We start from the raw sequence: 25,118 nt of genomic DNA on the forward strand, positions 1-25,118 counted from the left end.
GTCCCGTGCGCCCCTAGACGATTTCGGTGTCGAGGGTCACCGGCCCGGCCGGGGGACCTTCGTCGAGCAGCGTGCGCAGCAGCTCGGCGAGTCTGGTCGGATACACCGTCTCACGTGCCCGGGTCAGTTCCTCACACGTCCACCAGCGCGCTCCGGCGACGCTGCGCCGCTCCAGTTCGGTGAGGCCGACGGCCTCGATGGCGGTCTGGGCGGTGCGGGCCAGGTAGTACCACTCGTCCTGGTCCCAGCGGCGGCCCGCGAAGGGGAAGGAGCACCTGCGCCGCCACAGCACCGGGCCGAGTGCGACGTCGGTGATGCCGGTCTCCTCCAGCAGTTCGCGCCGGGCGGCCTGGGCACGGGTCTCGTCGCCCTCCACGCCGCCGCCGGGGGTGAACCACCAGTCGTCGTCCGGGTCGTCCGGTTCGTGGCCGTGCAGCAGCAGGATGCGGTCCTCGGGGTCGAGAAGCACGACCCGGGCGACCCGGCGCAGTCCGCCCTCGTAGGTGTCCTGTCCCGCCGGGGTCGCCTCAGCGTCCACCGGTCGGCTCCGCTTCCTCGCGGGCCCGGGAGGAAGCGGCCCGCTTGGCGAGGGGACCGTAGGCCGCGCCCCCCAGGATCAGCACGGCCCCGGCGATCACCAGGACGACCACGGTCCGCAGCGGCCCCGGCGAGGAGAGGTCGCCCAGCGTCTCGAAGCCGGTGGGCCGCTCCAGCATGCCGTTCATCGGCCAGGCCACGGCGTCCACGCGGGCGTCCACGGCACCGCGCGACACGGTACCGCCGGCCGCGTCGGTGAGGTGCGCGGTGGAGTCGACGGAGTTGTCGCGCTCGTCGCCGAGCAGGAACAGGCGGCCGTCCGGGACGGTCACGGTCTGGAAGTCGCTGATCTCGGCCGGCGTGCCGTCGGGCAGGTACGGCTCGTCGATCACCTTGCCGTTGACCTTCAGCTTGCCCTTCTGGCAGCAGGAGACGGTGTCCCCGCCGACGGCGACGACCCGCTTGACCATCGGGGCGTTGGCCCAGGTCGCGTCCTTGAAGACGACGACGTCGCCCCGGCGGACGTCGGCGCCGTCGATGCGCTGTGCCAGGACGCGGTCACCGGCGTCGATCGTCGGCGTCATCGAGCTGGTCGGCACGGTGTAGGGCCGGTAGACCACCGCTCCCCAGCCGAACCCGCCGAGGAACAGCACCAGGCCCAGCGCCACGGCGATGCCGGACAGCCGCTGCCCGGTCCGGCTGCCCACCGGGCTCCTGTTCGCTGCGCCGCCGCGCGGGACCGTACGTGTCGTGCTCTCGCCACCCATGGAGCCGCACCTTACCCGGCGGTACGCCAACGGGGCAGCCCCCTCCCGGGGACCGGAAGGGGGCTCTTGGAACCTCGGCGGGACCCCGCGGGATCCGGCGGGCTCAGCGGGTCTCGGCCGGAGCGGTGCGGCGACGGCGCCACCAGACGAACGGGACCACACCGGCGACGGCCAGGCCCTGGGGCGCGATCGACAGCGCGGCGGCGGCCGAGGACTGGTCCCCCAGGCCGTCCTGGCCGAAGGTGTCGGGGACCGGCAGGGTGCTCCAGCGGTTCATCGGCCAGGCGACCACGATGGCGCGGCCGACGACCTCGTCCACCGGGACCATGCCGCCGTTCTTGTCCGACTGGTTGTAGCGGGAGTCCCGGGAGTTCTGCCGGTGGTCGCCCATGACCCAGATCTTGCCCTCGGGGACGGTGACCTTGAACCGCCCGCCCTGGTCGTCGTCCGAGCACGGCGTGTTGCCCGGGTAGACGTACGGCTCGTTCAGCGCCTTGCCGTTGACCTTGAGCGGACCCGTCTTGTTGCACTCGACCGTGTCACCGGCGACGCCGATGACCCGCTTGATCAGGTCCTTCTCGTCCGCGGACGGCATCAGGCCGATCCAGCTGAGGACCGTCTGCAGCGCGTTCGGGTCGGGTGTCGGCTCGCCCGCCAGCCAGTCGGCCGGGTCGTGGAAGACGACGACCTCGCCGCGCTCGGGCTCCGAGCCGAACCAGGGGGTCAGCTTGTCGACGAGGACCCGGTCACCGATCTGAAGGGTGTTCTCCATCGAGGACGAGGGGATGGAGAACGCCTGCACCAGGAATGTCTTGATCAGCAGGGCGAGCACCAGCGCGATGCCGATCAGGATCGGCAGTTCCTTCCAGAAGGAGCGCTGCTTCTTGGCCGCCGGGGGTGTAGAGGGCAGTGTCCCGCCGACTCCCTCGTCCTCCGTCCCGCCGTTGTGTCCGTCCTGGCCGTGCTGTCCGTTCGTCACCCTGCCGTCCTCGGTCCCGGAGCCGTACCCGGAGTCCGGGGCGCCGACCTGGGCCGGACCGGACCTCTCCTCGGGGCGTCCGCGGTTCTCCTCGCCGTCGTGACCGGACCGTGCGCCAACCGCCACATCCCCCACGCCAACTCCTTACTCTCTGCCGCCGCCTGCCCCGGATACGGCGCAGGCCCACCACTCCCATAACGAGCGGGAGTTCCGCAGGGGTCGGGAGTTCCATCATCGCGTTCGGATCGTTCGGATCGTAGGGGGCAACCCTATGCGACGGCTCGACGGCGGCGGTCGAACCGGAGGCCGCGTCGGTCACGGACGCGTACGTTTTCGGTTCGTCCAGGGTGGTCCAGTGACCGAACGGCCACGCGATCACCATGGCCCGTCCCACCACCTCGTCCTGGGACACCGTGCCGAAATCGGTCTCCTGGTGGGCGCGCGAGTCGGCGGAGTTGGACCGGTGGTCGCCCATCACCCACAGCCGCCCCTCGGGGACGGTGACGTCGAACGGCGTCCGGGACGGGGTGTCGCCGGGGTACAGGTAGTCCTCGTTCAGGGGAACGCCGTTGACGGTGACGCGGCCCTGCTTGTCGCAGCACTTGACGTGGTCGCCGCCCACGCCGACGACCCGCTTGATGAGGTCCTTCTCGTCGTCGGACGGCAGCAGTCCGATGAAGGCGAGCCCTTCCTTGACCTGCTTGACGACCACGGGGTCGTCCTTCTTGGTGGTCTGCTCGCCCTGGAGCCAGCCGCCCGGGTCGCGGAAGACGACGACGTCGCCGCGCTGCGGCTCGGAGCCGAACCAGGGGGTGAGCTTGTCCACCAGGACCCGGTCGCCGATCCGGATGGTCTGCTCCATGGAGCCCGAGGGGATGACGAAGGCCTGGACGAGGAAGGTCTTGAGCACCAGCGCTATGAGGACCGCGACGCCGACGAGGAGCGGGATCTCCTTGACGGCGCCGCGCCTGCGCCGCCGTTTGACCTTGCGCTGGAGTTTGCGGCGTTCGGCGCGGGAGCGGCCGCCGGAGGGCGCGGCGGTGCGCCTCGAGCCGGTGGGCAGCAGGTTCTCCGCGGGGCTGCTGGGCGCTCCCCGCGGCTTGCCCCGGCTACCCATCGGCGTCCCCGGCAGGCGCCGCCCCGGCCCCCGCGTGCGCCGCCTCGTCGTCGGCCTCCGCGTCCGGCACGCGCGCGTAGGCGTCGGGGCGGTCGAGGTGGGTGGCGTGGCCGAAGGGCCAGACGATCCAGTCGGCGCGACCGATCACGTCGTCCAGCGGGACCATGCCGCCCCCCGGGGAGCCCAGGTGGTCGCGGGAGTCGCTGGAGTCGGCCCGGTGGTCGCCGAGGACGAAGAGGGTGCCGTCGGGGACGACGACGTCGAAGGGGACGGTGGACGGGCGGTCGCCGGGGTAGAGGAACGCCGACTCGTCGACCGGCTGGCCGTTCACCCGGACCCTCCCCTCCTCGTCGCAGCACACCACGTGGTCCCCGCCCACACCGACAACGCGTTTGATGTAGTCGCCGTGCCCGAAGCTCCCGGCGCCGTCGAAGACGACGATGTCGCCCCGCCGCGGCCGACCGTCGAAACGGTACGCCAACTTATTTACGAGAACCCGGTCACCGATCCTCAATCCGCGCTCCATCGATCCACTCGGGATCTGGAAGGGCTGCAGCACGAAAGTGCTGACCAGCAGCAGGAGCAGCAGGAAGGCCAGCAGGACCACGGTGATCCGGCCGCCCGGCACCCAGTCCGTGATCCGCCCCGCCAACGCGGAACGCGACCGTTCCTCCGGGCCTTCCGGGTCCGAGGGCTGCTCGGATTCGGAAGGGCGGGAGGAGCGGTCGCGCTCCGTGTGCTGTGTTTCGGTGTCCATCGGGGCCAGATGCTATCCGGCCCCGGCACGGACCTCGGAGGGCGCTCAGCTCTCGCGCTTCTCCTTGATCTTCGCGGCCTTGCCGCGCAGCTCACGCAGGTAGTACAGCTTGGCGCGGCGGACGTCACCGCGGGTGACGAGCTCGATCTTCTCCACGATCGGGGTGTGCACCGGGAAGGTGCGCTCGACGCCGACGGAGAAGGAGACCTTGCGGACCGTGAAGGTCTCGCGCACGCCGGCGCCCTGACGGCGGATGACGACGCCCTTGAACTGCTGCACACGGGAGCGGTTGCCCTCGATGACGCGCACGTGGACGTTGACGGTGTCGCCGGGGCGGAAGGCCGGGACGTCGCTGCGCAGCGACGCGGCGTCGACGGAGTCGAGCAGGTGAGACATTTCGTCTGCTTTCTTCGCTGATGCCACAGGTCATCAACGGAAACTAGGTGTTTCGGAATCAGGGTCGTGCGGGTCGGGACGGGCGTCGTCTCCCCCTGTGGCAGGGGCGCGCTCCGGACGGACGCACAACAGTCGCCTATTCTTCCATGCCCGGGGTCCTGCGCCAAAATCGGCCGTACGGTTCCCCGTCCGGGTCGGGCTGCCAGCCCAGGATGGAGAGCATCTCGCGGTCCTTCTTGTCGAAGGCGGCGGGATCGCACCGTTCGATCAGGTCGGGCCGGTTGGCCGTGGTGCGGCGCAGGGCCTCGTCGCGGCGCCAGCGGGCGATCTTCCCGTGGTGACCGCTGAGCAGCACCTCCGGGATGCCGCGCCCGCGCCACAGGGGCGGCTTGGTGTGGACGGGGCCCTCCAGCAGGCCGGCCATGGCGCCGGGGGCGAAGGAGTCGTCCCGGTGGGACTCGGCGTTGCCGAGCACGCCGGGCAGCAGCCGGGCCACGGCCTCGGTGACGACGAGTACGGCCGCCTCGCCGCCGGCCAGGACGTAGTCGCCGATGGACACCTCGTACACGGGCATCCGGGTCGCGTACTCGTCGACGACACGGCGGTCGATGCCCTCGTAGCGGGCCGGCGTGAAGATCAGCCACGGCCGCTCGGAGAGGTGGACGGCCAGCTCCTGGGTGAAGGGCCGGCCGCTGGGGGTCGGCACGATGAGGGCGGGCTCGCGGGAGCCGCTCTCGTAGCCGTCGGCCAGGACGGAGTCCAGCGCGTCACCCCACGGCTCGGTCTTCATGACCATGCCCGGGCCGCCGCCGTAGGGGGTGTCGTCGACCGTGTTGTGGCGGTCGTACGTCCAGTCGCGCAGGTCGTGCACGTGGACGCCGAGCTGTCCGCGCGCGCGGGCCTTGCCGACGAGGGAGACGTTCAGCGGTTCCAGGTACTCGGGGAAGATCGTGACGACGTCGAGCCGCATTACGCCTCGTCCCCGGCGTCGGCGTCGGCGTCCTCGGCGTCCCGCGCGGAGGCGATCTCGGCCCGGTCGTCGATCAGTCCGGGCGGCGGGTCGATGACCGCGCGCTGCTCGTCCAGGTCGATCCCGGTGACGATCTCGGAGACGAAGGGCACGTAGACCTCGCTGCCGTCGGGGCGCTGCACCACGAAGAGGTCCTGCGTGGGCAGGTGGGAGATCTCGGTGATGCGGCCGACCTCGGTACCGTCCTCGGTCACCACGTCGAGGTCGATCAGCTGGTGGTCGTAGTACTCGTCCTCGTCCTCGGGCCGCTCGTCCGGGTCCACGTCGGCGATCAGGAGGGTGTTGCGCAGCGCCTCGGCGCCGGTGCGGTCGTGGACGCCGACGAAGCGGAGCAGGAGGCGGCCGCTGTGCACCCGGCCGGTCTCGATGGTGAGCGGCCCGGTGGAGGCGGGATCGGTGGCCAGTACGGCACCGGGTCCGAGCCTCAGCTCCGGCTCGTCGGTGCGGACCTCGACGGTCACCTCGCCCTTGATTCCGTGGGCGCGGCCGATGCGCGCGACTACCAACTGCACTGTGCTTGATCTCCTGTCGGTACTGCGACGAGCCGGTCGGGCTCATACGACTGCGGGCCGGGGACGGCCCAGTGGCCTTCCCCGGCCCGAGCCGGTGCTGCGATTGGCGTCAGCGGACGTGGTCCACGTCGACGAGGTCGACACGGACACCGCGCCCGCCGATGGCGCCCACGACGGTACGCAGGGCGCGTGCGGTGCGGCCGTTGCGGCCGATCACCTTTCCGAGGTCGTCGGGGTGGACCCGGACCTCGAGCACCCGCCCGCGGCGCAGGTTGCGCGAGGCGACCTGCACATCGTCGGGATTGTCCACGATGCCCTTCACGAGGTGCTCGAGAGCCTCCTCGAGCATGCTCAGGCCTCGGACGCGGAGGACTCGGCGGCGGCCTCGTCCTTCTTGTCGGCCTTCTTCTTCTGGGTGATCGCCTCACCCTTGCCCTCGTCCTCGCCACCGATCGCCTCGAAGGACGGGCGGGCCGCCTTCTCGGCCGGCTGCAGCAGCGGAGCCGGGGCGGGCTCGCCCTTGAACTTCTGCCAGTCGCCGGTCTTCTTCAGGATGGCGAGCACGGGCTCGGTCGGCTGGGCGCCGACACCGAGCCAGTACGCGACACGCTCGGCGTCGACCTCCATCACCGACGGGTTGTACGTCGGGTGGTACTTGCCGATCTCCTCGATGGCCCGGCCGTCACGGCGGGTACGGGAGTCGGCGACGACGATGCGGTAGTGAGGCGAACGGATCTTGCCCAGACGCTTCAGCTTGATCTTGACTGCCACGGGAGTGGGTTCTCCTGGTTTTGACGTGGTTGGGCACGGCGAGAGAGCCGCGTGGGGTTGCGGTACCCGAGTGCCCGATGGACGCGTCAGCCGGAGGAGAGAGGGGTCCTGTGCGACTGTCGAGTACAGCTAACCATTGTGCCACACGCGGGCAGGCCCGTCGGACCGAGGGCACCGGGCCCGCCCGCGGGGCGGACCGCTCGGCTCCCGACGGAACCCGGCCCCGGACCGGCTGCCACGAGCAGCCGGTCCGTCAGCTCACTCCCGCGCCGACCACCTCCGGGATCCGGAACGGCTTGCCGCAGCCGCCGCACATGATCGGGGCCTGGGCCAGCACCGACGGGACGACGCGGACGTTGCGCCCGCAGTCGCAGACCGCCTTGACGCGCACCCCTCCCCCGGAGGAGCCGTGGCGGGCGGCCGGACCGCGGAAACTGCGGGCCGTGTCGGTCGCGGTGGCGACGGTGTGGGCCTTCAGCGCGCGCTGCAGGCGTTCGATCGTCGGGCGGTAGCGGCGCTTCGCCTCGGGGGTGAGCGTGACCAGCGAGAAGCCGCTGCTGGGATGCGGCTCCTCGGGATGGTCCAGGCCCAGCTCCTCGGCGATCGCGAGGAACCGACGGTTGTGATAGCGCCCCGCGCGGGAGGTGTCGCGTACTCCGCGCGCGGCGGCGATGCCGTGGACTGCCTCGTGAAGCAGTCGCTCGAAGGAGAGTTCGTGCCCGCAGGCGGACGACGACTCTCCGATCAGGGACTCGGGCGCGGCAAGATCGGGCAGCTCGGTGTGGTGCCGCTGAATGTCGGCCCACGCCTGCGCCAGCTCTGCGGCGAGAACAGGTGGTGTCGTGCTCACGTAATGACAACGAGCCGGAGGGCCACTGTGTTCCTATTCCGGGGCATCCCAAATAATTTGCACGTACCAGTCAGTTGCCGCTGATGCGTCGTGACGAGGGCGGGTGCGCTGATCTGCGGAGAAGCCTCACAGCTCATACCAAGCTGGTGCGTAGTCCGACGTACGCGCCGGCGCGTAGCCGCCGTCCACACGCCGGAGCGCGGGACCCGCGCAAGGCGCAAGGCGCCTTTCGGTCGCTGTCGCGCCGGAGGGACGGCGTCCCGGTGGGCGCGTCCACGGGCGCGACGTTACCGGGTGCCCCGCCGGCGTGCGGCACCGCCCCGCCTCCCGACGTGTCCGGGCGCCGCTCGCCGGCCGCCGGCCCGGCCGACCTTGGCCGGAACCGTGCCGTCGGCGCGGTGGCCACCCACGGTCATCGCCCGGCGACACGATCCGGCCATCCGGGCCGGGCCGCGGGACGGGGCCGTCCCGGGTACCACGGGGCCAGGCGCATGTTGCCGGGAAGTGAAATCTCGCCACGGTGCCGGGGATCGGGCAAACCGGGCCCCGCTACCACTGGACGCCACGGCGAGCCCGGAGTTACCTGGCATACGGGGGGAGTGCGAGCGCACTGCACGGGGGCCATGGAATCGGGCACGGCGGCAACACTCGGCGATTGGGGCACTTTCCTATGACACCTACGCTCGTGCGGCAGCACTCATCTCACGCGGGGGCGACGCCTCACGTGGACCTGCGGGCACGCGCGCGTGACTGGTCCGAGATACAGGAGCGGATGCTCGTGCCGCTCTACGAGGCCGTCTACGAGCGGCTCGACGTGGGCGGCGGCACCCGGATGCTGGGCCTGGGCTGCGGTTCCGGTCTCGCGCTGCTGATGGCCGCCTCGCGCGGCGCCGCGGTGACCGGGGTCGACTCCCGCTCTCCGGAGCTCCTGGCCCTGGCCCGCCGTCGCCTGCTGGGCGCAACGCCCGGGGAACCCGGGACGGGCGACGCGGAGAGCACGCGCGCGCGTGCCGACGCGCCACGGTTCGTCGAGGGCTCGCCCGGGGACGCGGCGGACCCCACGGTGCCGGCCTTCACCCTGGTGACCGCCTTCGAACCCACCGGATGCCGCGCGGGCGACTCCGAGGAGCTCGGCGAGCTGCTCGCCCCGGCGACGCCGCTCGCCGCACGCGGGGCGGCCGTGGTGCTGGCCGGCTGGGGTCCGCCCGAGCGGTGCGCCACGACCTCGGTGCTGCGGGTGGCCGCCAAGCTCACCGACCCGATGCGCGGTCCGGGCGGGTGGCGCCCCGCCCTGCGCGACGACCTGGAGGAGGTCGCCCAGCGGGCCGGGCTGAGGCCGGACGGCTCGGGACGGGTGGCGTGCCCGTTCGGCTACGCCGACACGGGCAGCGCGGTGCGCGGGCTGCTGTCGACCGGGCTGTTCGACGCGGCGGTCGCGGCGACCGACCGGGAACAGGTCGACAAGGAGCTGACGGAGGCCCTGCACCCGCACCAGCGGCCGGACGGGACCGTGTGGATGCCGAACGTGTTCCGCTACCTGATCGCACGAGTTCCCTGACGACGACTGACGACCGTTTCCGACCGACGACCGCTTGCGACGGTTCTCGATCGAGTACATGCGACACCTGACGCGTTTCTTCCGGTGCAGGTGCGAAGAGTGTGCAGAACCCGGTACGCGGCTCCGGCGGTTTCCCCTGGTGGATCATGCACCTCTACCCTGATCCACCGTTCGGGGGAACAGACACATCTGCATACAGGAGCCCGTAGTGCCGCACCGCAAGACCGCTCTGCGCCTCGCCGCGCCCGTCGCCGCCCTCGCCCTGGCCCTCACCGCGTGCGGGGGCGGGGACGACGACACCGGCGCCGACGCGAAGGGCGGGGCGACCGCCGAGACCGCGCCGTCGCCCTCCCAGCCCGCCTCGGGCGGCGACATGGCGCAGGGCGAGAGCGCGACGGGGAAGGTCGCGGAGGACCCCGGGGAGGTCACGTACGACGTCCTGGCGCGGAAGGTCGAGGTGGGCACCGAGGCGGAGGCCGCGAAGGCGGTGGCGGACGCCGCGGACGCCAAGGGGAAGGTGCTGGCCACCGCGCACATCGAGTACACACACAAGGGCGGCCCCGCCCTCACCGAGGGCTCCGACGTGCACGACGGAACCACCGTCTTCGCCGACGGCCGGCGCGGCGGCGTCCTCATCGGCGCCGCCGAAGACGCGCCGGGCTGTGAGGACCCGTACGACGTCGAGAGCTGGAAGCAGGGCGAGAGCCACGTCTTCTGCGAGACCTACGTGATCCCGGCGGACGCCACCAGCGTCGAGGTGCACTGGTCGGAGGAGGACGGCGAGCCCTACGTCTGGAAGTTCCCGCAGAAGTAGCACCGGACGGCGCTCACGTCTCCGGGTCGTCCTTCGTCAGCCGGGCGACCCCGGCGATGCGGTACGCCTCCGCCTCGTCCAGCGTCTCGCTCGCCAGCAGCGACTCCGCGAGCGCGTCGAGCTGTCCCCGGTGGTCGCGCAGCTTGCGCACGGCCTCCTCGTAGCAGGAGTCCACGACCCGTCGCATCTCGCCGTCGATCGCGTCGAGCGTCTGGGGCGCGGCGGCGAGGCCGTACGCCTGCTGGGCGTCGCCGGGGAGTGCGGAGAGCCGTCCGACTCGCTCGCTCATGCCCCAGCGCGCGACCATGCCGCGCGCGATGTTGGTGACCTGTTCGAGGTCGCTCTCCGAACCGGTCGTGATCACCCCGTACACCACGTGCTCGGCCGCCATGCCGCCGAGCGCGCCGATGATCCGGCCGCGCAGGTACTCCTCCGTGTACGCGTACTTGTCCGCGTCCGGCGTCGACAGCGTCACTCCGAGCGCCCGGCCGCGCGGCACGATGGTGATCTTGCGAACCGGGTCGGCGCCCGGCTGCAACATGCCCAGCAGGGCGTGTCCGCTCTCGTGGTAGGCGGTGCGCCGGCGCTCCTCCTCGGGCATCACCAGCGGGCGCTCGGCCCCCAGCTGGACCTTCTCCAGCGCTTCGGAGAGGTTCGCCTGCGTCACCCGGTCCTGCTTCCGCTTGACCGCGAGCAGCGCCGCCTCGTTGGCGAGGTTGGCGAGTTCGGCACCGGTCATGCCCGGCGTCGTACGGGCGACCTGGGCGAGGTCGACGTCCGGGGCGAGCGGGATCTCACGGGTGTGGATCTCCAGGATCGCCTTCCGGCCGCTCCGGTCCGGCGGCGAGACGCTGACCACCCGGTCGAAGCGGCCGGGGCGGGTCAGAGCGGCGTCCAGGATGTCGGCGCGGTTGGTGGCGGCGATGACGATCACGCCCTCCGAGCCGGAGAAGCCGTCCATCTCGGTGAGGATCTGGTTCAGGGTCTGCTCGCGCTCGTCGTGGCCGCCCATGCCGGAGCCGCCCCCGCGAGCCCGGCCGATGGTGTCGATCTCGTCGATGAAGATGATCGACGGCGCCACCTTGCGGGCCTCCGCGAACAGCTCCCGCACCCGGGAAGCGCCCACGCCCACGATCATCTCGATGAACTCCGACGCCGACGCCGAGAAGAACGGCACGCCCGCCTCTCCGGCCACCGCGCGCGCCAGGAGCGTCTTCCCGGTGCCGGGCGGGCCGGTCAGCAGGACACCGCGGGGCATCTTGGCGCCCATCCGGCGATAGGCGTCCGGGTTCTTCAGGAAGTCGACGACGTCGCTCAGCTCGCCCTCCACCTCGTCGATCCCGGCGACGTCGGCGAAGGTGGTACGCGGCTTCCCGGCCTCCAGCTCGACCGGCTTGGGCGGCGCCTTGCGGCCGAGCATGCCCCCCGCTCCACCGCCCAGGGCGCCCCGCATGCGCCGCGCGATGAAGATCCACAGCACCACCAGGAGCAGCATCGGGGCCAGCGCGATCAGCAGGTTGGCCAGGAAGCTGCGGTGCTGCACGACGGGCTCGGCGGTGACCGTGACCTTGTTCTTCGTCAGGTCGGCCCAGAGCTGGTCGTCCGCGAAGGTCGGCCGCTCGGTGGTGAACTTGGTGTACGTCCCGTCGCCCTCGGGATTGTCCCGGGCCTTCTTCAGCTGGCCCTGGATCGCGTCGCCCTTGGCGTAGATCTTGCTGACGTTGCCCTCGTCGACCTGCTTGCTGAACTCGGTGTAGGAGATGGTCGGCTCGTCGCCCTCGTTGAAGAAGGAGAGCACGAGGTTGGCGATGAGGTAGACGATCAGCGCGGCCAGGATCAGGTTCCACCAGCCGCCGCGCATCCTCCGGCCGCCGGGCGGCGGTTTGGGCGGCTCGTCGGGCGTGCCCTCGGTCCGCCAGGGCGGCTCGGGCGCCTTGCGCGGCGGGGACGGATTGGTCATATCCGGACGCTACGACAGGAAAGCCGCGCGGGCATGCGGGTGTACGACACCGGGGCGCCCCCTCGGCTTCGACGAGGGGGCGCCCCGGTACGGCGCTGCGCACGGGCCGGACGGTCAGCCCATGAACTTCTTGAACTCGTCCGGCAGCTCGAAGTCCTGCCCGCCCTGCTGCGGCAGTCCCAGAGCGCCCCCGCTCTGCGCGGCGGCGGCGCGACGGGCGGCCTCCTCCTGCTCCTGCTGCTTGCGCTTCATCGGGTTGCCCGAGCGCTGCTTGCCCTTGGCCTTCTTCTGCTGCTTCTTCTGCCGGCCGGGGCCGCCACCCATGCCGGGCATCCCCGGCATCCCGGGCATGCCGCCGCCCTGGGCCATGCGGGACATCATCTTGCGGGCCTCGAAGAACCGCTCCACCAGCGACTTGACCGCGCTGACCTCGACGCCGGACCCCTTGGCGATGCGGGCGCGGCGCGAGCCGTTGATGATCGTCGGCTCCTGGCGCTCGGCCGGGGTCATCGACTTGATGATGGCGGCCGTGCGGTCGACGTCGCGCTCGTCGAGGTTGTTGATCTGGTCCTTCATCTGGCCCATGCCGGGCAGCATCCCCAGGAGCTTGGAGATCGAGCCCATTTTCCTGACCTGCTCCATCTGGGCCAGGAAGTCATCCAGGGTGAAGTCCTGGCCCTTCTTGGACGCCAGCTTGGAGGCCATCTTCTCGGCCTCTTCCTGGCTGAACGTCTTCTCCGCCTGCTCGATCAGGGTGAGCAGGTCACCCATGTCGAGGATGCGGGAGGCCATCCGGTCCGGGTGGAAGGCGTCGAAGTCGTCGAGCTTCTCGCCGTTGGAGGCGAACATGATCGGCTTGCCGGTCACCGAGGCGATCGACAGGGCCGCACCACCGCGGGCGTCGCCGTCGAGCTTGGAGAGAACCACGCCGTCGAAGCCGACGCCGTCGCGGAAGGCCTCGGCGGTGTTGACCGCGTCCTGACCGATCATGGCGTCGACGACGAAGAGGATCTCGTCCGGGGAGACCGCGTCGCGGATGTCCGCGGCCTGCTGCATCAGCTCCTGGTCGATGCCCAGGCGGCCGGCGGTGTCGACGATGACCAGGTCGTGGACCTTGGCCTTGGCGAACTCGATGGAGTCCTTGGCGACCTTGACCGGGTCGCCGACGCCGTTGCCCGGCTCGGGGGCGTAGATCGCGACACCGGCACGCTCGGCGACGACGCTCAGCTGGTTGACGGCGTTGGGACGCTGGAGGTCACAGGCCACGAGCAGCGGGGAGTGGCCCTGCTCCTTGAGCCAGTGGCCGAGCTTGCCCGCGAGGGTGGTCTTACCCGCACCCTGGAGACCGGCCAGCATGATCACGGTGGGCGGCTGCTTGGCGAAGCGCAGGCGACGGGTCTCGCCGCCGAGGATGCCCACCAGCTCCTCGTTGACGATCTTGAGGACCTGCTGGGCGGGATTCAGCGCCTTGGAGACCTCGGCGCCCAGGGAGCGCTCCTTGACCTTCTTGATGAAGGAGCGCACGACAGGCAGGGCCACGTCGGCTTCGAGGAGCGCGATGCGGATCTCGCGGGCCGTGGCGTCGATGTCCGCCTCGGTCAGCCTTCCTTTGCCCCGGAGGGATTTAAAGGTGGCTGACAGGCGGTCGGAGAGAGTATCGAACACGGCGGCGTAGGTCCTCGCGTCGGCGTTGGTGTGGGTCGCCCTCCAGGGTATCCGGCCCGGCAAGCAAATCGTCCCTGCCCGCCGCAGAGAGCGGACCGGGACTGAAGCCCCGCGGGTGCGGGGAGCACATCCGGTGAGCGCACGCCCCCGACCACGAGGTCACACCCGCAGCGACTCCTCCAGCTCCCGGGCCACCGACGCCGCCGTGTCCCCCGGCAACGGCACCCCTTCGTCCCGCGTCACATAGAACGCGTCCACCGCGTTCGCCCCCAGCGTGGACACGTGCGCGCTCCGCACCCGCACTCCCGCCGCCTCCAGCGCCCGCCCGAGCCGGAACAGCAGCCCCGGGGCGTCCTGCGCCCGGACCTCGATCACCGTGGCCAGCCGGGACGCGGCCCGGGCGACGGTGACGCGGGGCGGGGGCGGCTCGACGCCCCGGCGCCTGGGGTGGGCCGCGTCCCGTTCGGCGAGGCGTCCGGCGATGTCCAGGGTGCCGTCCAGGGCCCTGACCAGGTCGGCACGGAGCCGGGCGGCCTGGGGCAGGGAGCCGTACTGGGCGGCGACCCGCCAGTCGAGGAGCAGGACGGAGCCCTCGACGCCGTCCGGCAGCGGAAGGGACCGCAGCTCGGCGGTGCGGACGGTCAGCCGGTGCATGGCCAGCACCCCGGCGACCGCCGGGAGCACGCCGGCCTGGTCGGGTACGGCGATCAGCAGCTCGACACCGAGGGGCTCGGGACCGTCGGCCGCGACCGCGTCAGGCATCGCGGAGCCGGCGGAACCGGTGATCGGGGCTTCCGTCTGGGCCCGCAGCGCCAGTACCGGACCGCCCGTACGGAAGGCCTCGACCGCGAGCCGCTCCTGCTCCGCGGTGGGCGCGGCGGCCGCGGGTTCGGCCGGCGGCTCCCCGGCCAGCACCCCGGCGACCCGCTTCACCAGGTCGGCGACGAGGGAAGCGCGCCAGGACGACCAGGCGGCGGGCCCGGTGGCCAGCGCGTCCGCCTCGGTCAGGGCGTGCAGCAGCTCCAGCGTGTGCTCCGTGCCGACCGCGTCCGCGACCGCGCGCACGGTGGCCGGATCGTCCAGGTCTCGCCGGGTGGCGGTCTCCACGAGCAGGAGGTGATGGCGTACGAGGGTGGCCAGGACGGCCGCGTCCGCGTGGTCGAAGCCGATGCGGGTGGCGACGTCCCGGGCGATGGTCTCGCCGGCCACGGAGTGGTCGCCGGGCCAGCCCTTGCCGATGTCGTGCAGCAGTGCGGCGACCAGCAGCAGGTCGGGGCGGTGCACCCGGCGGGTGAACCCGGCGGCGCGGACCGCGGTCTCGATCAGGTGCCGGTCGACGGTCCACAGGTGCACGGCGTTGCGCTGCGGGCGGCAGCGGACCCGTTCCCAGTCGGGCAGCAGCCTGGTGACCAGCCCCTCGGCCTCCAGTGCCTCCCAGACCTGCACCGTGGGCCGGCCCGAGCCGAGCAGGGTCACCAGTTCCTCACGTGCCTCGGCGGGCCAGGGTGTGGGCAGGGGGCGCGCGGTGGCCGCCAGGCGCCGTACGGCGTGCAGGGAGAGCGGGAGCCCGGCCTGTGCGGCGGCGGCCGCGGCACGCAGCGGGAGCACGGGGTCGCGTTCGGGGCGCGCGGTGCGGGCGAGTACCACCTCACCGTCCTGCTCCACGACGCCCTCGGCGAGCGGGGAGCGCTCGGCGACCGGTTTTCCGCCGTTCATCATGGCGCGCAGCCGCGGCCGTACGGACCGGGAGCGGAGCACGCGGCCCACCTCGCGCCAGGTGACGTCACCCGCGTAGGAGATGAGGCGGGCCGCCTCGTACACCTGCCGCAGCAGTGCGTCGGCGTCCAGCAGGCCCAGCTCGGCCGCCACCTGGTCCTGTTCCTGCAGCGCCAGCCGGTCGGTCGCCCGGCCGGTGACCAGGTGGAGGGCGTCGCGTACGTCGAGCAGCCGGCGCCGGGCGTCGGCGAGTCCCTCGCGCGGGGCGTCGGCGAGCCAGGAGGCGGCGACGGCACGCAGGGCGGTGGCGTCGCGCAGGCCGCCCCGGGCCTCCTTGAGGTCGGGTTCCAGCAGGAACTGCAGCTCGCCCTGGCGTTCGGCACGCTCGGCGCACAGGTCACGGAGTTCGGGGAGGCGTTTGGGTGCCTGGTTGCGCCAGTCGGCGAGGACGGCGGTGCGCAGGGAGGCGGTCAGGCCGAGGTCTCCGGCGAGGTGGCGGGCGTCCAGGAGACCGAGTTGGACCTTCAGGTCCTCGCCCGCGGTCTTCCGGGCCTGCTGCGGGGTGCGTACGGAGTGGTCGAGGTCGATGCCGAGGTCCCAGACCGGGTACCAGAGGCGGTCGGCGAGGGCCGCGACCGCCTTGTCGTCACGGCCGTCGTGCAGCAGGAGCAGGTCCAGGTCGCTGCGCGGGGACAGCTCGCCGCGCCCGTAGCCGCCGACCGCGACGAGCGAGACCCCCACCTGTCCCCCGGCGCCCGCGTCGAAGAGGCCCGCCAGCCAGTCGTCCGTCAGGTCGGCGAGCGCCCTGCGCCGCGGCGGCCCGGACCGCGCCCCCTCGGTGAGGAGGCGCAGCCGGGCCGCCGCGTAGCCGCTGGGTCCCGAGCCTTCTGTTTCTCGCGTCACGTCCGTACTCGTCACCCGGCGACTCCTGTTCGTTGGTCGTGTCAGAGCGCGTCGGGTCCGCGCTCGCCGGTCCTGACCCGTACGGCCGTGTCGACCGGGACCGCCCAGACCTTGCCGTCGCCGATCTTGCCGGTGCGGGCCGCCTTGACCACGACGTCGATCAGCTGCTCGGCGTCGTCGTCCTCGACGAGGACCTCGATGCGGATCTTGGGCACCAGGTCGACGGTGTACTCGGCACCCCGGTAGACCTCGGTGTGTCCCCGCTGGCGGCCGTAGCCGCTGGCCTCGGTGACGGTCAGGCCGTGGACCCCGAAGGCCTGGAGGGCCTCCTTGATCTCGTCGAGCCGGTGCGGCTTGACGACGGCGGTGATGAGCTTCATGCGTCCACCTTCTTGCTCGGGGCCGACGCGGCCGTGGAGGCGGCCGGCGTGGCGGTCGTCCGGGCGGCACCACCGCCGGCGCCGCTGAAGTCGTATGCGGTCTCGGCGTGCTCGGCCTGGTCGATGCCGGCCACCTCGACGTCCTCCGATACCCGCATGCCGATCGTCTTGTCCAGCAGGAAGGCGAGGACCGCGGAGACGACCAGGGAGTAGGCGAGGACGCCGAACACGCCCGCGCACTGCTTCCAGAACTGGTCGAGGCCGCCGCCGTAGAAGAGGCCCTCGACGTCGGACTGGCCCTTGCCGCTGGCGAAGAAGCCGATGAGCAGCGAGCCGAGGATGCCGCCGACGAGGTGGACGCCGACCACGTCGAGGGAGTCGTCGTAGCCGAAGCGGTACTTCAGGCCGACGGCCATGGCGCACACCACTCCGGCGATGAGGCCGACGGCGATCGCGCCGAGCGGGGAGACCGCGCCGCCGGCCGGGGTGATGGCGACCAGGCCGGAGACGGCGCCTGAGGCCGCGCCCAGGGTGGTGAAGGCGCCGTGCCGGATCTTCTCGTAGGCGAGCCAGCCGAGGACGGCGGCTCCGGTGGCGACCTGGGTGTTGACGAACATCAGCGCGCCGACGCCGTCGTCGTTGCCGAGCCAGGAGCCGGCGTTGAAGCCGAACCAGCCGAACCACAGCAGGCCCGCGCCGAGCATGACCAGCGGGAGGCTGTGCGGGCGCATCGGGTCCTTCTTGAAGCCGACCCGCTTGCCGATGACGAGGATCACGCCGAGCGCGGCGGCACCGGCGTTGATGTGCACGGCCGTCCCGCCGGCGAAGTCGATCACGCCCAGTTCGAAGGCCCAGCCGCCCGCGCCCCACACCCAGTGGGCGACGGGGAAGTAGACGATCGTGGCCCACAGGGCGATGAACAGCGCCCAGGCCGTGAACTTCACCCGGTCCGCGAGGGCGCCGCTGATCAGGGCGGGGGTGAGGACGGCGAACATCAGCTGGAAGACGAGGAACACGAAGACGGGGATGGTGTAGCCGTCCCACAGCTCGGTCAGGCCGATGTTGCTGAGCCCGACCCAGTCGGAGTTCCAGCCCACGACGCTGCCGGAGTCGGTGCCGAACGCCATGGAGAAGCCGTACAGCACCCACAGGACGGTGACGATGCCGAGGCTGATGAAGCTCATCATCAGCATGTTCAGGGTGCTCTTGACGCGGACCATGCCTCCGTAGAAGAAGGCCAGGGCCGGCGTCATGAGCATCACCAGGGCGGAGCAGATGAGCATGAAGCCTGTGTTGGCGGCAGAGAGCTCCGTCTCTGCCGCGAGCGTGATGGCTGGAGCCATCGGCGTCTCCTCGTCGTTGGTACGGCCCCGTGCGGGCGAAGCCTGGCGGGCGGGCGGTGAGGGGTGGGCCGGTTATGCGCCATGAGATTGGCGCAGCGCGGTTTCGGTGGAAGCCCCTCGTTGTTTCGCCGCCGTGACGAAGGCGCGGTGCGTGTTACGCGTGGGTGAACGGCCGGGTGCGGGCCGGTGCGGTCGCCGTCGTGGCGGGGCGGTCGGCACCGGGACACAAGCCGGCCGCGGCGGGCCTCCGAATGACCTGGCATGGGGGAGCCGAGTCGGGCAGTTCGGGAGGGCCGGCCGCGGCCGGGGCTGGTGGGGGTTCAGACCGCTTCGGCGGTCTCCGGCAACTCGACGGCGAGCCGCTGGGTGAGGTCGACGACCTCACCGAGGTCCCCGAAATCGCGTACGGCCGTGTCGACGGTCTTGCGGATGCGGGTGTTGACGCGTTCGGAGCGGACCTTCTTGGCGATGCGCATGGCCTCGACGGCCAGGACGGTGCTCTCCTCCGGCTCGCGGCGCAGCAGGTGGACGGTGGCCATGCCGATCAGGTTCAGCGCGTAGGAGCGCTGGTGTTCCTCGTCCTTGGCGAAGAGCTCCACGGCCCGGCGCATCAGGGGGTCGGCGAGGGAGGCGTAGGCGGGGCTGCGGCCGGCCACGTAGGCGAGGTCGCGGAAGGAGTGGCTGTTCTCCCCGTACAGCTCGGCCTCGGAGAAGAAGCGGATCCAGTCGGGGTCCGGCTCGTCCCACTCGTCGGCCTCGGCGAAGATGTCCTCGGCCATGCGCACCGCGCGCTTGCAGCGGCCGGGCTGCCCCATGTTGGCGTAGGCACGGGCCTCCATGGCGTACAGCATCGACTGGGTGCGGGGGCTGGCGCAGTCCCGGCTGCCGTACTGCGCGAGGTGGATCAGCTCCAAGGCGTCGTCGGGCCGGCCGAGGTGGATCATCTGGCGGCTCATGCTGGAGAGGATGTACGAGCCGAGCGGACGGTCCCCCGCCTCCTTGGCGGCGTGCAGGGCGAGCACGAAGTACTTCTGGGCGGTGGGCTGGAGCCCCACGTCGTACGACATCCAGCCGGCCAGCTCGGCCAGCTCGGCGGCGACCTTGAAGAGCTTGGCGCGGGTGGCCTCCGTCTGGGGTTCCTGGAGCAGGTCGGTGACCTCGTGCAGCTGGCCGACCACGGCCTTGCGGCGCAGGCCGCCGCCGCACTGGGCGTCCCAGCGGCGGAACATCACGGCGGTGGACTCCAGCAGGTCCAGCTCCGGCCGGGACAGGCGCCCACGCGCGCGGTTGGCGGGTGCCGCGGCCTCGCGTCCGGCCGTCTGCGGGGTGGCGGAGGGCGTGGGGACGAGCCAGCGCTGCATGGGTTCGATGAGGGACGGGCCCGCGGAGAGGGCCAGCGAGCTCCCGAGGAAGCCGCGCCGCGCCAGCATGAGGTCGCTGCGCGAGAACTCGCTGAGCAGGGCCACGGTCTGCGGGCCCGTCCAGGGGAGGTCGACGCCGGTCGCGGAGGGCGTGGGGCGGGTGGAACGCAGGCCCAGGTCCTCGACGGAGACGACGACGCCGAAACGCTCGGAGAACAGCTCGGACAGGATCCGCGGGATCGGCTCGCGAGGGTTCTCCCCGTCGAGCCAGCGGCGCACGCGTGAGGTGTCGGTGGAGATGTGGTTGGCGCCCAACTGGCGGGCGCGGCGGTTGACCTGGCGGGCCAGCTCGCCCTTGGACCAGCCGCTGCGGGCGAACCAGGAGGTGAGCAGCTCGTTCGGGCGCTTGTCAGCGTGCGACGCGCTCACCGCGCCGGTACCGCTTCCGCCGTTGCCACTCACTGGAACGCCCCCATCCCTGAGACCACCTGTCGCCGAGTGCGCCAAGCCCTATCAGAATGCCGGTGGTTGCGGCCCTCCGTCCGGTGGTTGGCACCCTTCGAACGGAAAGCCGGGTTGCCTCCGGCATACCCACAAGTGCATGTGCCCCAAGGCTCCATGCACACAAAGTAGTCCTACGATCACTCGTCCAGCCATGGCGATTGCGGAATCGCCACCATTCGCCACCCCTTCGAATGAACTCGCGGTGGCCGGGACGCGATTCACTTGACATAGGCCAACCGGGAGCCGGTGCAACGGTGCACGCCGGGGCGTGCGCGGTCGGACGCACCACCCGCAGTGCTTCCGGACGCTGTCTGAACCGCGCCGGACTGGGGAGTTGGAAGCAGAGAGTCACGTTTCACGTTCGCTGCGTAACCGCCGCTGCGTCGGACCCGTTGGAGGGGGCATGGGCTTCACGATCGGCATCGGCAGCAGTCGGGGCATGCGCGAGATCCGGTCCGGCGCGCGCCGCCGCGGCCGCGCCTCGGAGCGCACCGTCGTGGCCGAGTTCACGGGGCTGTGGGGCTGGGACGTGGTGCCGGGCGCCCGGGCCGCCGGGGGCGCCTGCTCGTGCGGCCGGCCCGACTGTCCGGCCCCGGGCGCGCACCCCTTGGACTTCGCACCCCGGGTGCCCGCCGGGGCGACCCTGGACGAGGCGAGCGAGGCCTGGGCGCGGTTCCCCGGCGCCGCGGTGATGCTGGCGGTCGGGCGGACCTTCGACGTGATCGAGGTGGCCGAGTCCGCGGGGCTGCGGGCGCTGGCCCGGCTGGAGCGCATGGGCCTCCCGCTGGGCCCGGTCGCGGCCACTCCGCAGGGCCGCGTCCACTTCTTCGTCGCCCCGGGCGCAGCCGCCGAGCTGCCCCGGCTGCTGTACCGCATGGGCTGGGACGACCCGTCGGCGCTCGACCTCGGCGGCCTCGGCCCCGGTACGTACATCACGGCCCCGCCCTCCGACCGCGGCGGCCGGGGCCCGGTGCGCTGGCTGCGGCCCCCCGCGCTCGACTCGGCCACGAAGCCACCGGCGGCACGGCTGCTCCTCGGCACCTTGGCGTACGTGGCCCACCGGTCCCGGGCGTAGGCCTCCGCCCCTCTGCGGACCCACACTCCGGCCGGAAGCGCCGCCCCTGCCCGCACACACGCCTCGCGCGTCCCGGTGCCCGCCGCTCGACGGACCCTGCCGACGGCCGCCTTGCCACGGCCCCGCACGCGCCCAGGCCGCCGTCACTCCCTGCGCGACTGCCCCGCCACTCCGCCCCAGGTAGGGCCACGCGCCCGTCAGTACCGGCGCCCCGTGCGTCGACGCGCAGGCCGGACCGTCACCGGCATCGTCGCCACCGGCGTCGTCACTCCCGCGACCGGCCACCCGTGACCGGCCGCGCCACACGGCGAAGCGCCCGTCCCCCGGTTCGGGGGGCGGGCGCTTCTCGCCTGGATGCCGGCGCGGGCGCCGGCGGACGGCGTCACTCGCCGATGAGGGCATCCACGAAGGCCGCCGGCTCGAACGGCGCCAGGTCGTCCGCGCCCTCGCCGAGTCCGATCAGCTTGACCGGCACGCCCAGCTCGCGCTGGACGGCGACCACGATGCCGCCCTTGGCCGTGCCGTCCAGCTTGGTGAGCACGATGCCGGTGATGTTCACGACCTCGGCGAAGACCCGGGCCTGGATCAGACCGTTCTGGCCGGTGGTGGCGTCGAGCACGAGGAGCACCTCGTCCAGCGGCGCGTGCTTCTCCACGACCCGCTTGACCTTGCCCAGCTCGTCCATGAGGCCGGTCTTGGTGTGCAGGCGGCCGGCGGTGTCGATGAGCACGACGTCCGAGCCCATCTCCTTGCCCTCCTTGACCGCGTCGAAGGCGACGGAGGCGGGGTCGCCGCCCTCGGGCCCGCGCACGGTGTGGGCCCCGACGCGCTCGCCCCAGGTCTGGAGCTGGTCCGCGGCGGCGGCACGGAAGGTGTCGGCGGCGCCGAGGACAACGCTGCGGCCGTCGGCGACCAGGACGCGGGCGAGCTTGCCGGTGGTGGTGGTCTTGCCGGTGCCGTTCACACCGACGACCATCACGATGCCGGGCTTGCTCGCGGCGGGCTCGGTCTTGACCTCTCGGTCCATGTCGGGGCCGACGAGGGTGATCAGCTCCTCGCGCAGCAGGGTGCGCAGTTCCTCGGGCGTGCGGGTACCGAGGACCCTCACCCGCTCACGGAGCCGCTCCACCAGCTCCTGGGTGGGCTGCACGCCGACGTCGGCGGTGAGCAGCGTGTCCTCGATCTCCTCCCAGGTGTCCTCGTCGAGGTGCTCCCGGGACAGCAGGGTCAGCAGGCCCTTGCCGAGGGCGTTCTGCGAGCGGGAGAGGCGGGCACGGAGCCGGACCAGTCGGCCGGCGGTGGGCTCGGGAACCTCGATCTCGGGGATCTCGAGCTCTTCGACGACGGGCGGCTCCTCGACGGTGGCGGTGCCGCCGTCCGGGAGGTCGACCTCCTCTATCGTCCGGCGCGTTTCGTCGCGCGGCGTCTCGGCCTCGTCGCCGACGTGCGGCTCGGCCGGAGGGGCGGTGATGTCGGGCGTGGCGGGGGGCGGCTCAGGCAGCTGCTTCTTGCGGCGGCTGCCGACGACCAGCCCGCCGAGCGCGCCGATCACGACCACGGCGATGACTACAGCAAGGATGACGATTTCCATAACGGGACCAGTATGCGCGACCCCCGGCGCGGCCCCCCGCTACCAGCCCCTTGTGGTTTCCACCGGACAAAGGCCCCTGGAGGGAACGAGTCGGAGCAAAGTACGATGGAGAAGGCCGCGTCAACGCGCGTAGAGTCCCGACCGCTCCCCTCTCCCCACGATCGAGGCACGGACCCCCCACATGAGCAAGACCGCCGAGAACGAAGGCGCCCTGGAGACCCGCGGCATCGAGCAGGTGCCCGACCACGAGCGCACCGCCCGGACCCGCGAGCTGTTCCCGACCTGGGTCGGCGCCAACATCAGCGTGCTGCTGCTCACGATGGGCGCGAGCCTCGTCGTGGCCTACCGGCTCGACTTCTGGCAGGCCCTGGTCGTCGCGGCCGCGGCGCCCGTCGTGTCCTACGGCCTGGTCGGCCTGATCGGCATCGCGGGCAAGCGGGGCGGCGCTCCCGGGATGGCGCTGTCCCGTGCCGTGTTCGGGCAGCGGGGCAATCTGCTGCCGGGTTCGCTGATCTGGGTCGCCCGCTGGGGCTGGGAGACGATCAACGCGGTGACCGGCGCCTACGCCGTGCTCACGGTCCTGGACATCGTGTTCGGCATACGCGCCAACAGCGTGCTGGACATGGTGACGCTGCTCCTCTTCGTCGTGGCGACGTTCGCGATCTCAGGGCTCGGCATCAACGCCGTGCAGAAGTGCAACAAGTACGCGGCGTACCTCTTCGGCGCCTTCTCGGTGCTGGTGCTGGGCTACCTGGTCGTGGACACCGACTGGTCCGCGGTGTTCGACCGGTCCGCCGGTTCGGTGGCCGCGATGATCACGGGCGTGGGTCTGATCGCGGCCGGCGGCGTCAGCTGGATCCCGTCCGCGCCGGACTTCACGCGGTACCTGCCGCGCACGGCCTCCTCGAAGGGGATCGTGGGGGTCACGGTCGGCGGTGCGGGGATCGTCGTGCTGCCGATGGTGCTGATGGGCGCGGTCATGGCGGTCTCCACACCGGACCTGGCCTCGGCCGCCGACCCGGTCTCCTTCCTGGGCGAGATCCTGCCGACCTGGATCGCCGTGCCCTACCTGCTGATCGCGCTGATCGGCATGCTGCTGATCAACTCGATGTCGATGTACTCGGCGGGCTTCACCGCGCAGACCCTGGGCTTCAAGGTCCCGCGGCACTGGGCGGTCTCGGTGAACGCCGTGATCTCGCTGGTCTTCGGCGGTGTGCTGATGCTGGTGGCGACCAGCTTCATGGGCTCGTTCATCGCCTTCCTGTCGCTGCTCGCCGTGGCCTTCTCCGCATGGGTCGGCGTGTTCGGCGCGGACATGCTGCGCCGCCGGGAGTACGACGCCGAGGCCCTGGCCGACACCGGCCGCACCAGCGCCTACTGGTACCGCGGCGGCTTCTCCCCCGCGGCCGTGGCCGCCTGGGCGGTGGGCCTGGTCGCCGGTCTGATGTTCACCACGTCCGACTGGTTCACCGGCCCGCTCGCGGCGAACAACGTGATCGGCGAGTACGGACTCGGCTGGGTGGCCACCGTGGTGATCTCCGGCCTGCTGTACGTCGTCCTGCCGAAGCCCGCGGTGGTCGCCCCGGCGGCACCGGCGGCACCGGCGGAGCGGACCGCGGAGCCCGGGACCGTGCGCGTCTGACAACGGTTCCGCGGCGGCTCCGCCGTGCGGATGCTCGACGACACACCGCAGCCCCGCCCGGAGTACGACCGGACGGGGCTGCGGACGGTACGGGGAGAGGGGCAGCGGGGACTTGGCCCTCCTCCCCGAGTTCGGGGCGGTGGGCGGTCAGCCCATCTCCTCCAGGGCCTTGCCCTTCGTCTCCTTCACGAACTTCAGCACGAAGGGGATGGAGAGGGCCGCGAAGACCGTGTAGATCACGTAGGTGCCGGAGAGGTTCCAGTCGGCCAGCGACGGGAAGCTCGCGGTGATGGCCCAGTTGGCGATCCACTGCGCGGAGGCGGCCACGCCCAGGGCGGCGGCGCGGATCCGGTTGGGGAACATCTCGCCGAGGAAGACCCAGACGACGACACCCCACGAGAGGGCGAAGAAGAGGACGAAGACGTGGGCGGCGATCAGGGCCACCCAGCCCTGGGTGGCCGGGAGCTTGCCGTCGACCAGGTCGAAGGAGAAGGCCCAGGCCTCCAGGGCCAGACCGATCACCATGCCGACGGAGCCGATCAGGGCGAGCGGCTTGCGGCCGACGCGGTCCACGAAGATCATCGCGATCACGGTGCCGATGATGTTGATGATCGACGTCGTGAACGAGTAGAAGAAGGAGTCGGTGGGGTCGACGCCGACCGACTGCCACAGCGTCGAGGAGTAGTAGAACGCGACGTTGATGCCGACGAACTGCTGGAAGACCGACAGGCCGATACCGATCCAGACGATCGGCTTGAAGAAGAAGCTGCCGCCGAGGAGGTCCTTGAAGGAGGACTTCTCCTCACGGTGCATGGCGTGCTCGATCTCGGTGACGCGGGCGTCGAAGTCCACGTTCTTGCCCTCGACCTCTTCGAGGATCTTCTTGGCGC

At 71.7% G+C, this 25,118-nt stretch carries 22 protein-coding genes and 1 pseudogene; 4 read left to right on the forward strand and 19 right to left on the reverse strand.

Annotated features, from left to right (window positions below):
* Positions 1-13: 13 nt before the first annotated feature.
* The 11 genes and pseudogenes from ACZ6IM_RS29305 to ACZ6IM_RS29355 all read right to left on the reverse strand — a co-directional run bounded on the left by ACZ6IM_RS29305 (position 14) and on the right by ACZ6IM_RS29355 (position 7,716).
* The gene (locus tag ACZ6IM_RS29305) at positions 14-538 is read right to left on the reverse strand and encodes an NUDIX hydrolase (RefSeq protein WP_052838375.1); all 525 of its coding nucleotides are present in this window, start codon (positions 536-538) and stop codon (positions 14-16) included.
* Entirely contained in the window at positions 528-1,304 is a 777-nt protein-coding gene (lepB, locus tag ACZ6IM_RS29310; protein WP_052838376.1) for a signal peptidase I, read from the reverse strand. The genes ACZ6IM_RS29305 and lepB (ACZ6IM_RS29310) overlap by 11 nt, the downstream gene beginning before the upstream one ends.
* A 103-nt stretch (positions 1,305-1,407) precedes the next feature.
* A complete protein-coding gene (lepB, locus tag ACZ6IM_RS29315) occupies positions 1,408-2,418 on the reverse strand; it encodes a signal peptidase I (RefSeq protein WP_052838377.1) in 1,011 nt (336 codons plus the stop codon).
* Positions 2,309-3,400 (reverse strand): annotated as a pseudogene (gene lepB, locus ACZ6IM_RS29320) (signal peptidase I); the annotation flags it as partial. The pseudogene lepB (ACZ6IM_RS29320) and the gene lepB (ACZ6IM_RS29315), both read right to left, overlap by 110 nt.
* A complete protein-coding gene (gene lepB, locus ACZ6IM_RS29325; protein ID WP_469560483.1) occupies positions 3,393-4,157 on the reverse strand; it encodes a signal peptidase I in 765 nt (254 codons plus the stop codon). The gene lepB (ACZ6IM_RS29325) and the pseudogene lepB (ACZ6IM_RS29320), both read right to left, overlap by 8 nt.
* Positions 4,158-4,202: 45 nt before the next feature.
* Positions 4,203-4,553 (reverse strand): 50S ribosomal protein L19, encoded by a 351-nt coding sequence (gene rplS / locus ACZ6IM_RS29330; protein WP_016432403.1) that lies wholly within the window; start codon positions 4,551-4,553, stop codon positions 4,203-4,205.
* 136 nt (positions 4,554-4,689) lie between these two features.
* Positions 4,690-5,523, reverse strand: coding sequence for a tRNA (guanosine(37)-N1)-methyltransferase TrmD (trmD, locus tag ACZ6IM_RS29335; protein ID WP_052838379.1), 834 nt, complete (start codon positions 5,521-5,523; stop codon positions 4,690-4,692).
* Positions 5,523-6,095 carry a ribosome maturation factor RimM gene (rimM, locus tag ACZ6IM_RS29340; protein ID WP_469560486.1) on the reverse strand — a complete coding sequence of 191 codons (573 nt, stop codon included), beginning with the start codon at positions 6,093-6,095 and terminating at the stop codon, positions 5,523-5,525. The genes trmD and rimM overlap by 1 nt, the downstream gene beginning before the upstream one ends.
* A gap of 109 nt (positions 6,096-6,204) precedes the next feature.
* On the reverse strand, positions 6,205-6,444 hold the full coding sequence (locus ACZ6IM_RS29345; protein WP_003973401.1) for an RNA-binding protein: 240 nt from the start codon (positions 6,442-6,444) through the stop codon (positions 6,205-6,207).
* Between the two features lie 2 nt (positions 6,445-6,446).
* Positions 6,447-6,866 carry a 30S ribosomal protein S16 gene (gene rpsP, locus ACZ6IM_RS29350; RefSeq protein ID WP_007444852.1) on the reverse strand — a complete coding sequence of 140 codons (420 nt, stop codon included), beginning with the start codon at positions 6,864-6,866 and terminating at the stop codon, positions 6,447-6,449.
* Between the two features lie 253 nt (positions 6,867-7,119).
* A complete protein-coding gene (locus tag ACZ6IM_RS29355) occupies positions 7,120-7,716 on the reverse strand; it encodes a hypothetical protein (RefSeq protein ID WP_052838381.1) in 597 nt (198 codons plus the stop codon).
* Between the two features lie 670 nt (positions 7,717-8,386).
* Between ACZ6IM_RS29355 and ACZ6IM_RS29360 the strand changes: the two genes are divergently transcribed.
* Together ACZ6IM_RS29360 and ACZ6IM_RS29365 are read left to right on the forward strand one after the other, a co-directional pair.
* The gene (locus tag ACZ6IM_RS29360; RefSeq protein ID WP_052838382.1) at positions 8,387-9,274 is read left to right on the forward strand and encodes an SAM-dependent methyltransferase; all 888 of its coding nucleotides are present in this window, start codon (positions 8,387-8,389) and stop codon (positions 9,272-9,274) included.
* A 208-nt stretch (positions 9,275-9,482) separates the two neighbouring features.
* On the forward strand, positions 9,483-10,088 hold the full coding sequence (locus ACZ6IM_RS29365; RefSeq protein WP_052838383.1) for a hypothetical protein: 606 nt from the start codon (positions 9,483-9,485) through the stop codon (positions 10,086-10,088).
* A gap of 13 nt (positions 10,089-10,101) precedes the next feature.
* Here the strand turns inward: ACZ6IM_RS29365 and ftsH are convergent, their stop codons facing one another.
* The 6 genes from ftsH to nsdA form a co-directional block, all read right to left on the reverse strand.
* A complete protein-coding gene (ftsH, locus tag ACZ6IM_RS29370; RefSeq protein ID WP_052838384.1) occupies positions 10,102-12,048 on the reverse strand; it encodes an ATP-dependent zinc metalloprotease FtsH in 1,947 nt (648 codons plus the stop codon).
* Between the two features lie 114 nt (positions 12,049-12,162).
* Entirely contained in the window at positions 12,163-13,713 is a 1,551-nt protein-coding gene (ffh, locus tag ACZ6IM_RS29375; protein WP_052838526.1) for a signal recognition particle protein, read from the reverse strand.
* Between the two features lie 159 nt (positions 13,714-13,872).
* Positions 13,873-16,347 carry a [protein-PII] uridylyltransferase gene (locus ACZ6IM_RS29380; protein ID WP_469560493.1) on the reverse strand — a complete coding sequence of 825 codons (2,475 nt, stop codon included), beginning with the start codon at positions 16,345-16,347 and terminating at the stop codon, positions 13,873-13,875.
* A gap of 26 nt (positions 16,348-16,373) precedes the next feature.
* The gene (locus ACZ6IM_RS29385) at positions 16,374-16,712 is read right to left on the reverse strand and encodes a P-II family nitrogen regulator (RefSeq protein ID WP_003973409.1); all 339 of its coding nucleotides are present in this window, start codon (positions 16,710-16,712) and stop codon (positions 16,374-16,376) included.
* Complete coding sequence (locus tag ACZ6IM_RS29390; RefSeq protein ID WP_052838386.1) at positions 16,709-18,055, reverse strand: ammonium transporter; 1,347 nt, start codon at positions 18,053-18,055, stop codon at positions 16,709-16,711. The genes ACZ6IM_RS29385 and ACZ6IM_RS29390 overlap by 4 nt, the downstream gene beginning before the upstream one ends.
* A 320-nt stretch (positions 18,056-18,375) precedes the next feature.
* On the reverse strand, positions 18,376-19,878 hold the full coding sequence (gene nsdA, locus ACZ6IM_RS29395; protein ID WP_052838387.1) for a transcriptional repressor NsdA: 1,503 nt from the start codon (positions 19,876-19,878) through the stop codon (positions 18,376-18,378).
* A gap of 445 nt (positions 19,879-20,323) precedes the next feature.
* Here nsdA and ACZ6IM_RS29400 point away from each other — a divergent pair, with 445 nt between their 5' ends.
* Positions 20,324-20,995, forward strand: coding sequence for a bifunctional DNA primase/polymerase (locus ACZ6IM_RS29400; protein ID WP_052838388.1), 672 nt, complete (start codon positions 20,324-20,326; stop codon positions 20,993-20,995).
* A 382-nt stretch (positions 20,996-21,377) separates the two neighbouring features.
* Here the strand turns inward: ACZ6IM_RS29400 and ftsY are convergent, their stop codons facing one another.
* Positions 21,378-22,586: a signal recognition particle-docking protein FtsY gene (gene ftsY / locus ACZ6IM_RS29405; protein WP_052838389.1), complete on the reverse strand. Its 1,209-nt coding sequence runs from the start codon at positions 22,584-22,586 to the stop codon at positions 21,378-21,380.
* A 181-nt stretch (positions 22,587-22,767) separates the two neighbouring features.
* Between ftsY and ACZ6IM_RS29410 the strand changes: the two genes are divergently transcribed.
* Positions 22,768-24,228, forward strand: a complete 1,461-nt coding sequence (locus ACZ6IM_RS29410) for a cytosine permease (RefSeq protein WP_052838390.1) — start codon at positions 22,768-22,770, stop codon at positions 24,226-24,228.
* Between the two features lie 147 nt (positions 24,229-24,375).
* On the opposite strand, the gene ACZ6IM_RS29415 is transcribed toward ACZ6IM_RS29410, so the two are convergent.
* Positions 24,376-25,118, reverse strand: a 743-nt coding sequence (locus ACZ6IM_RS29415; protein ID WP_469560501.1) for an MFS transporter, incomplete at its 5' end; no start/stop codon positions are given.

Source organism: Streptomyces sp. NPDC042336, assembly GCF_055581985.1.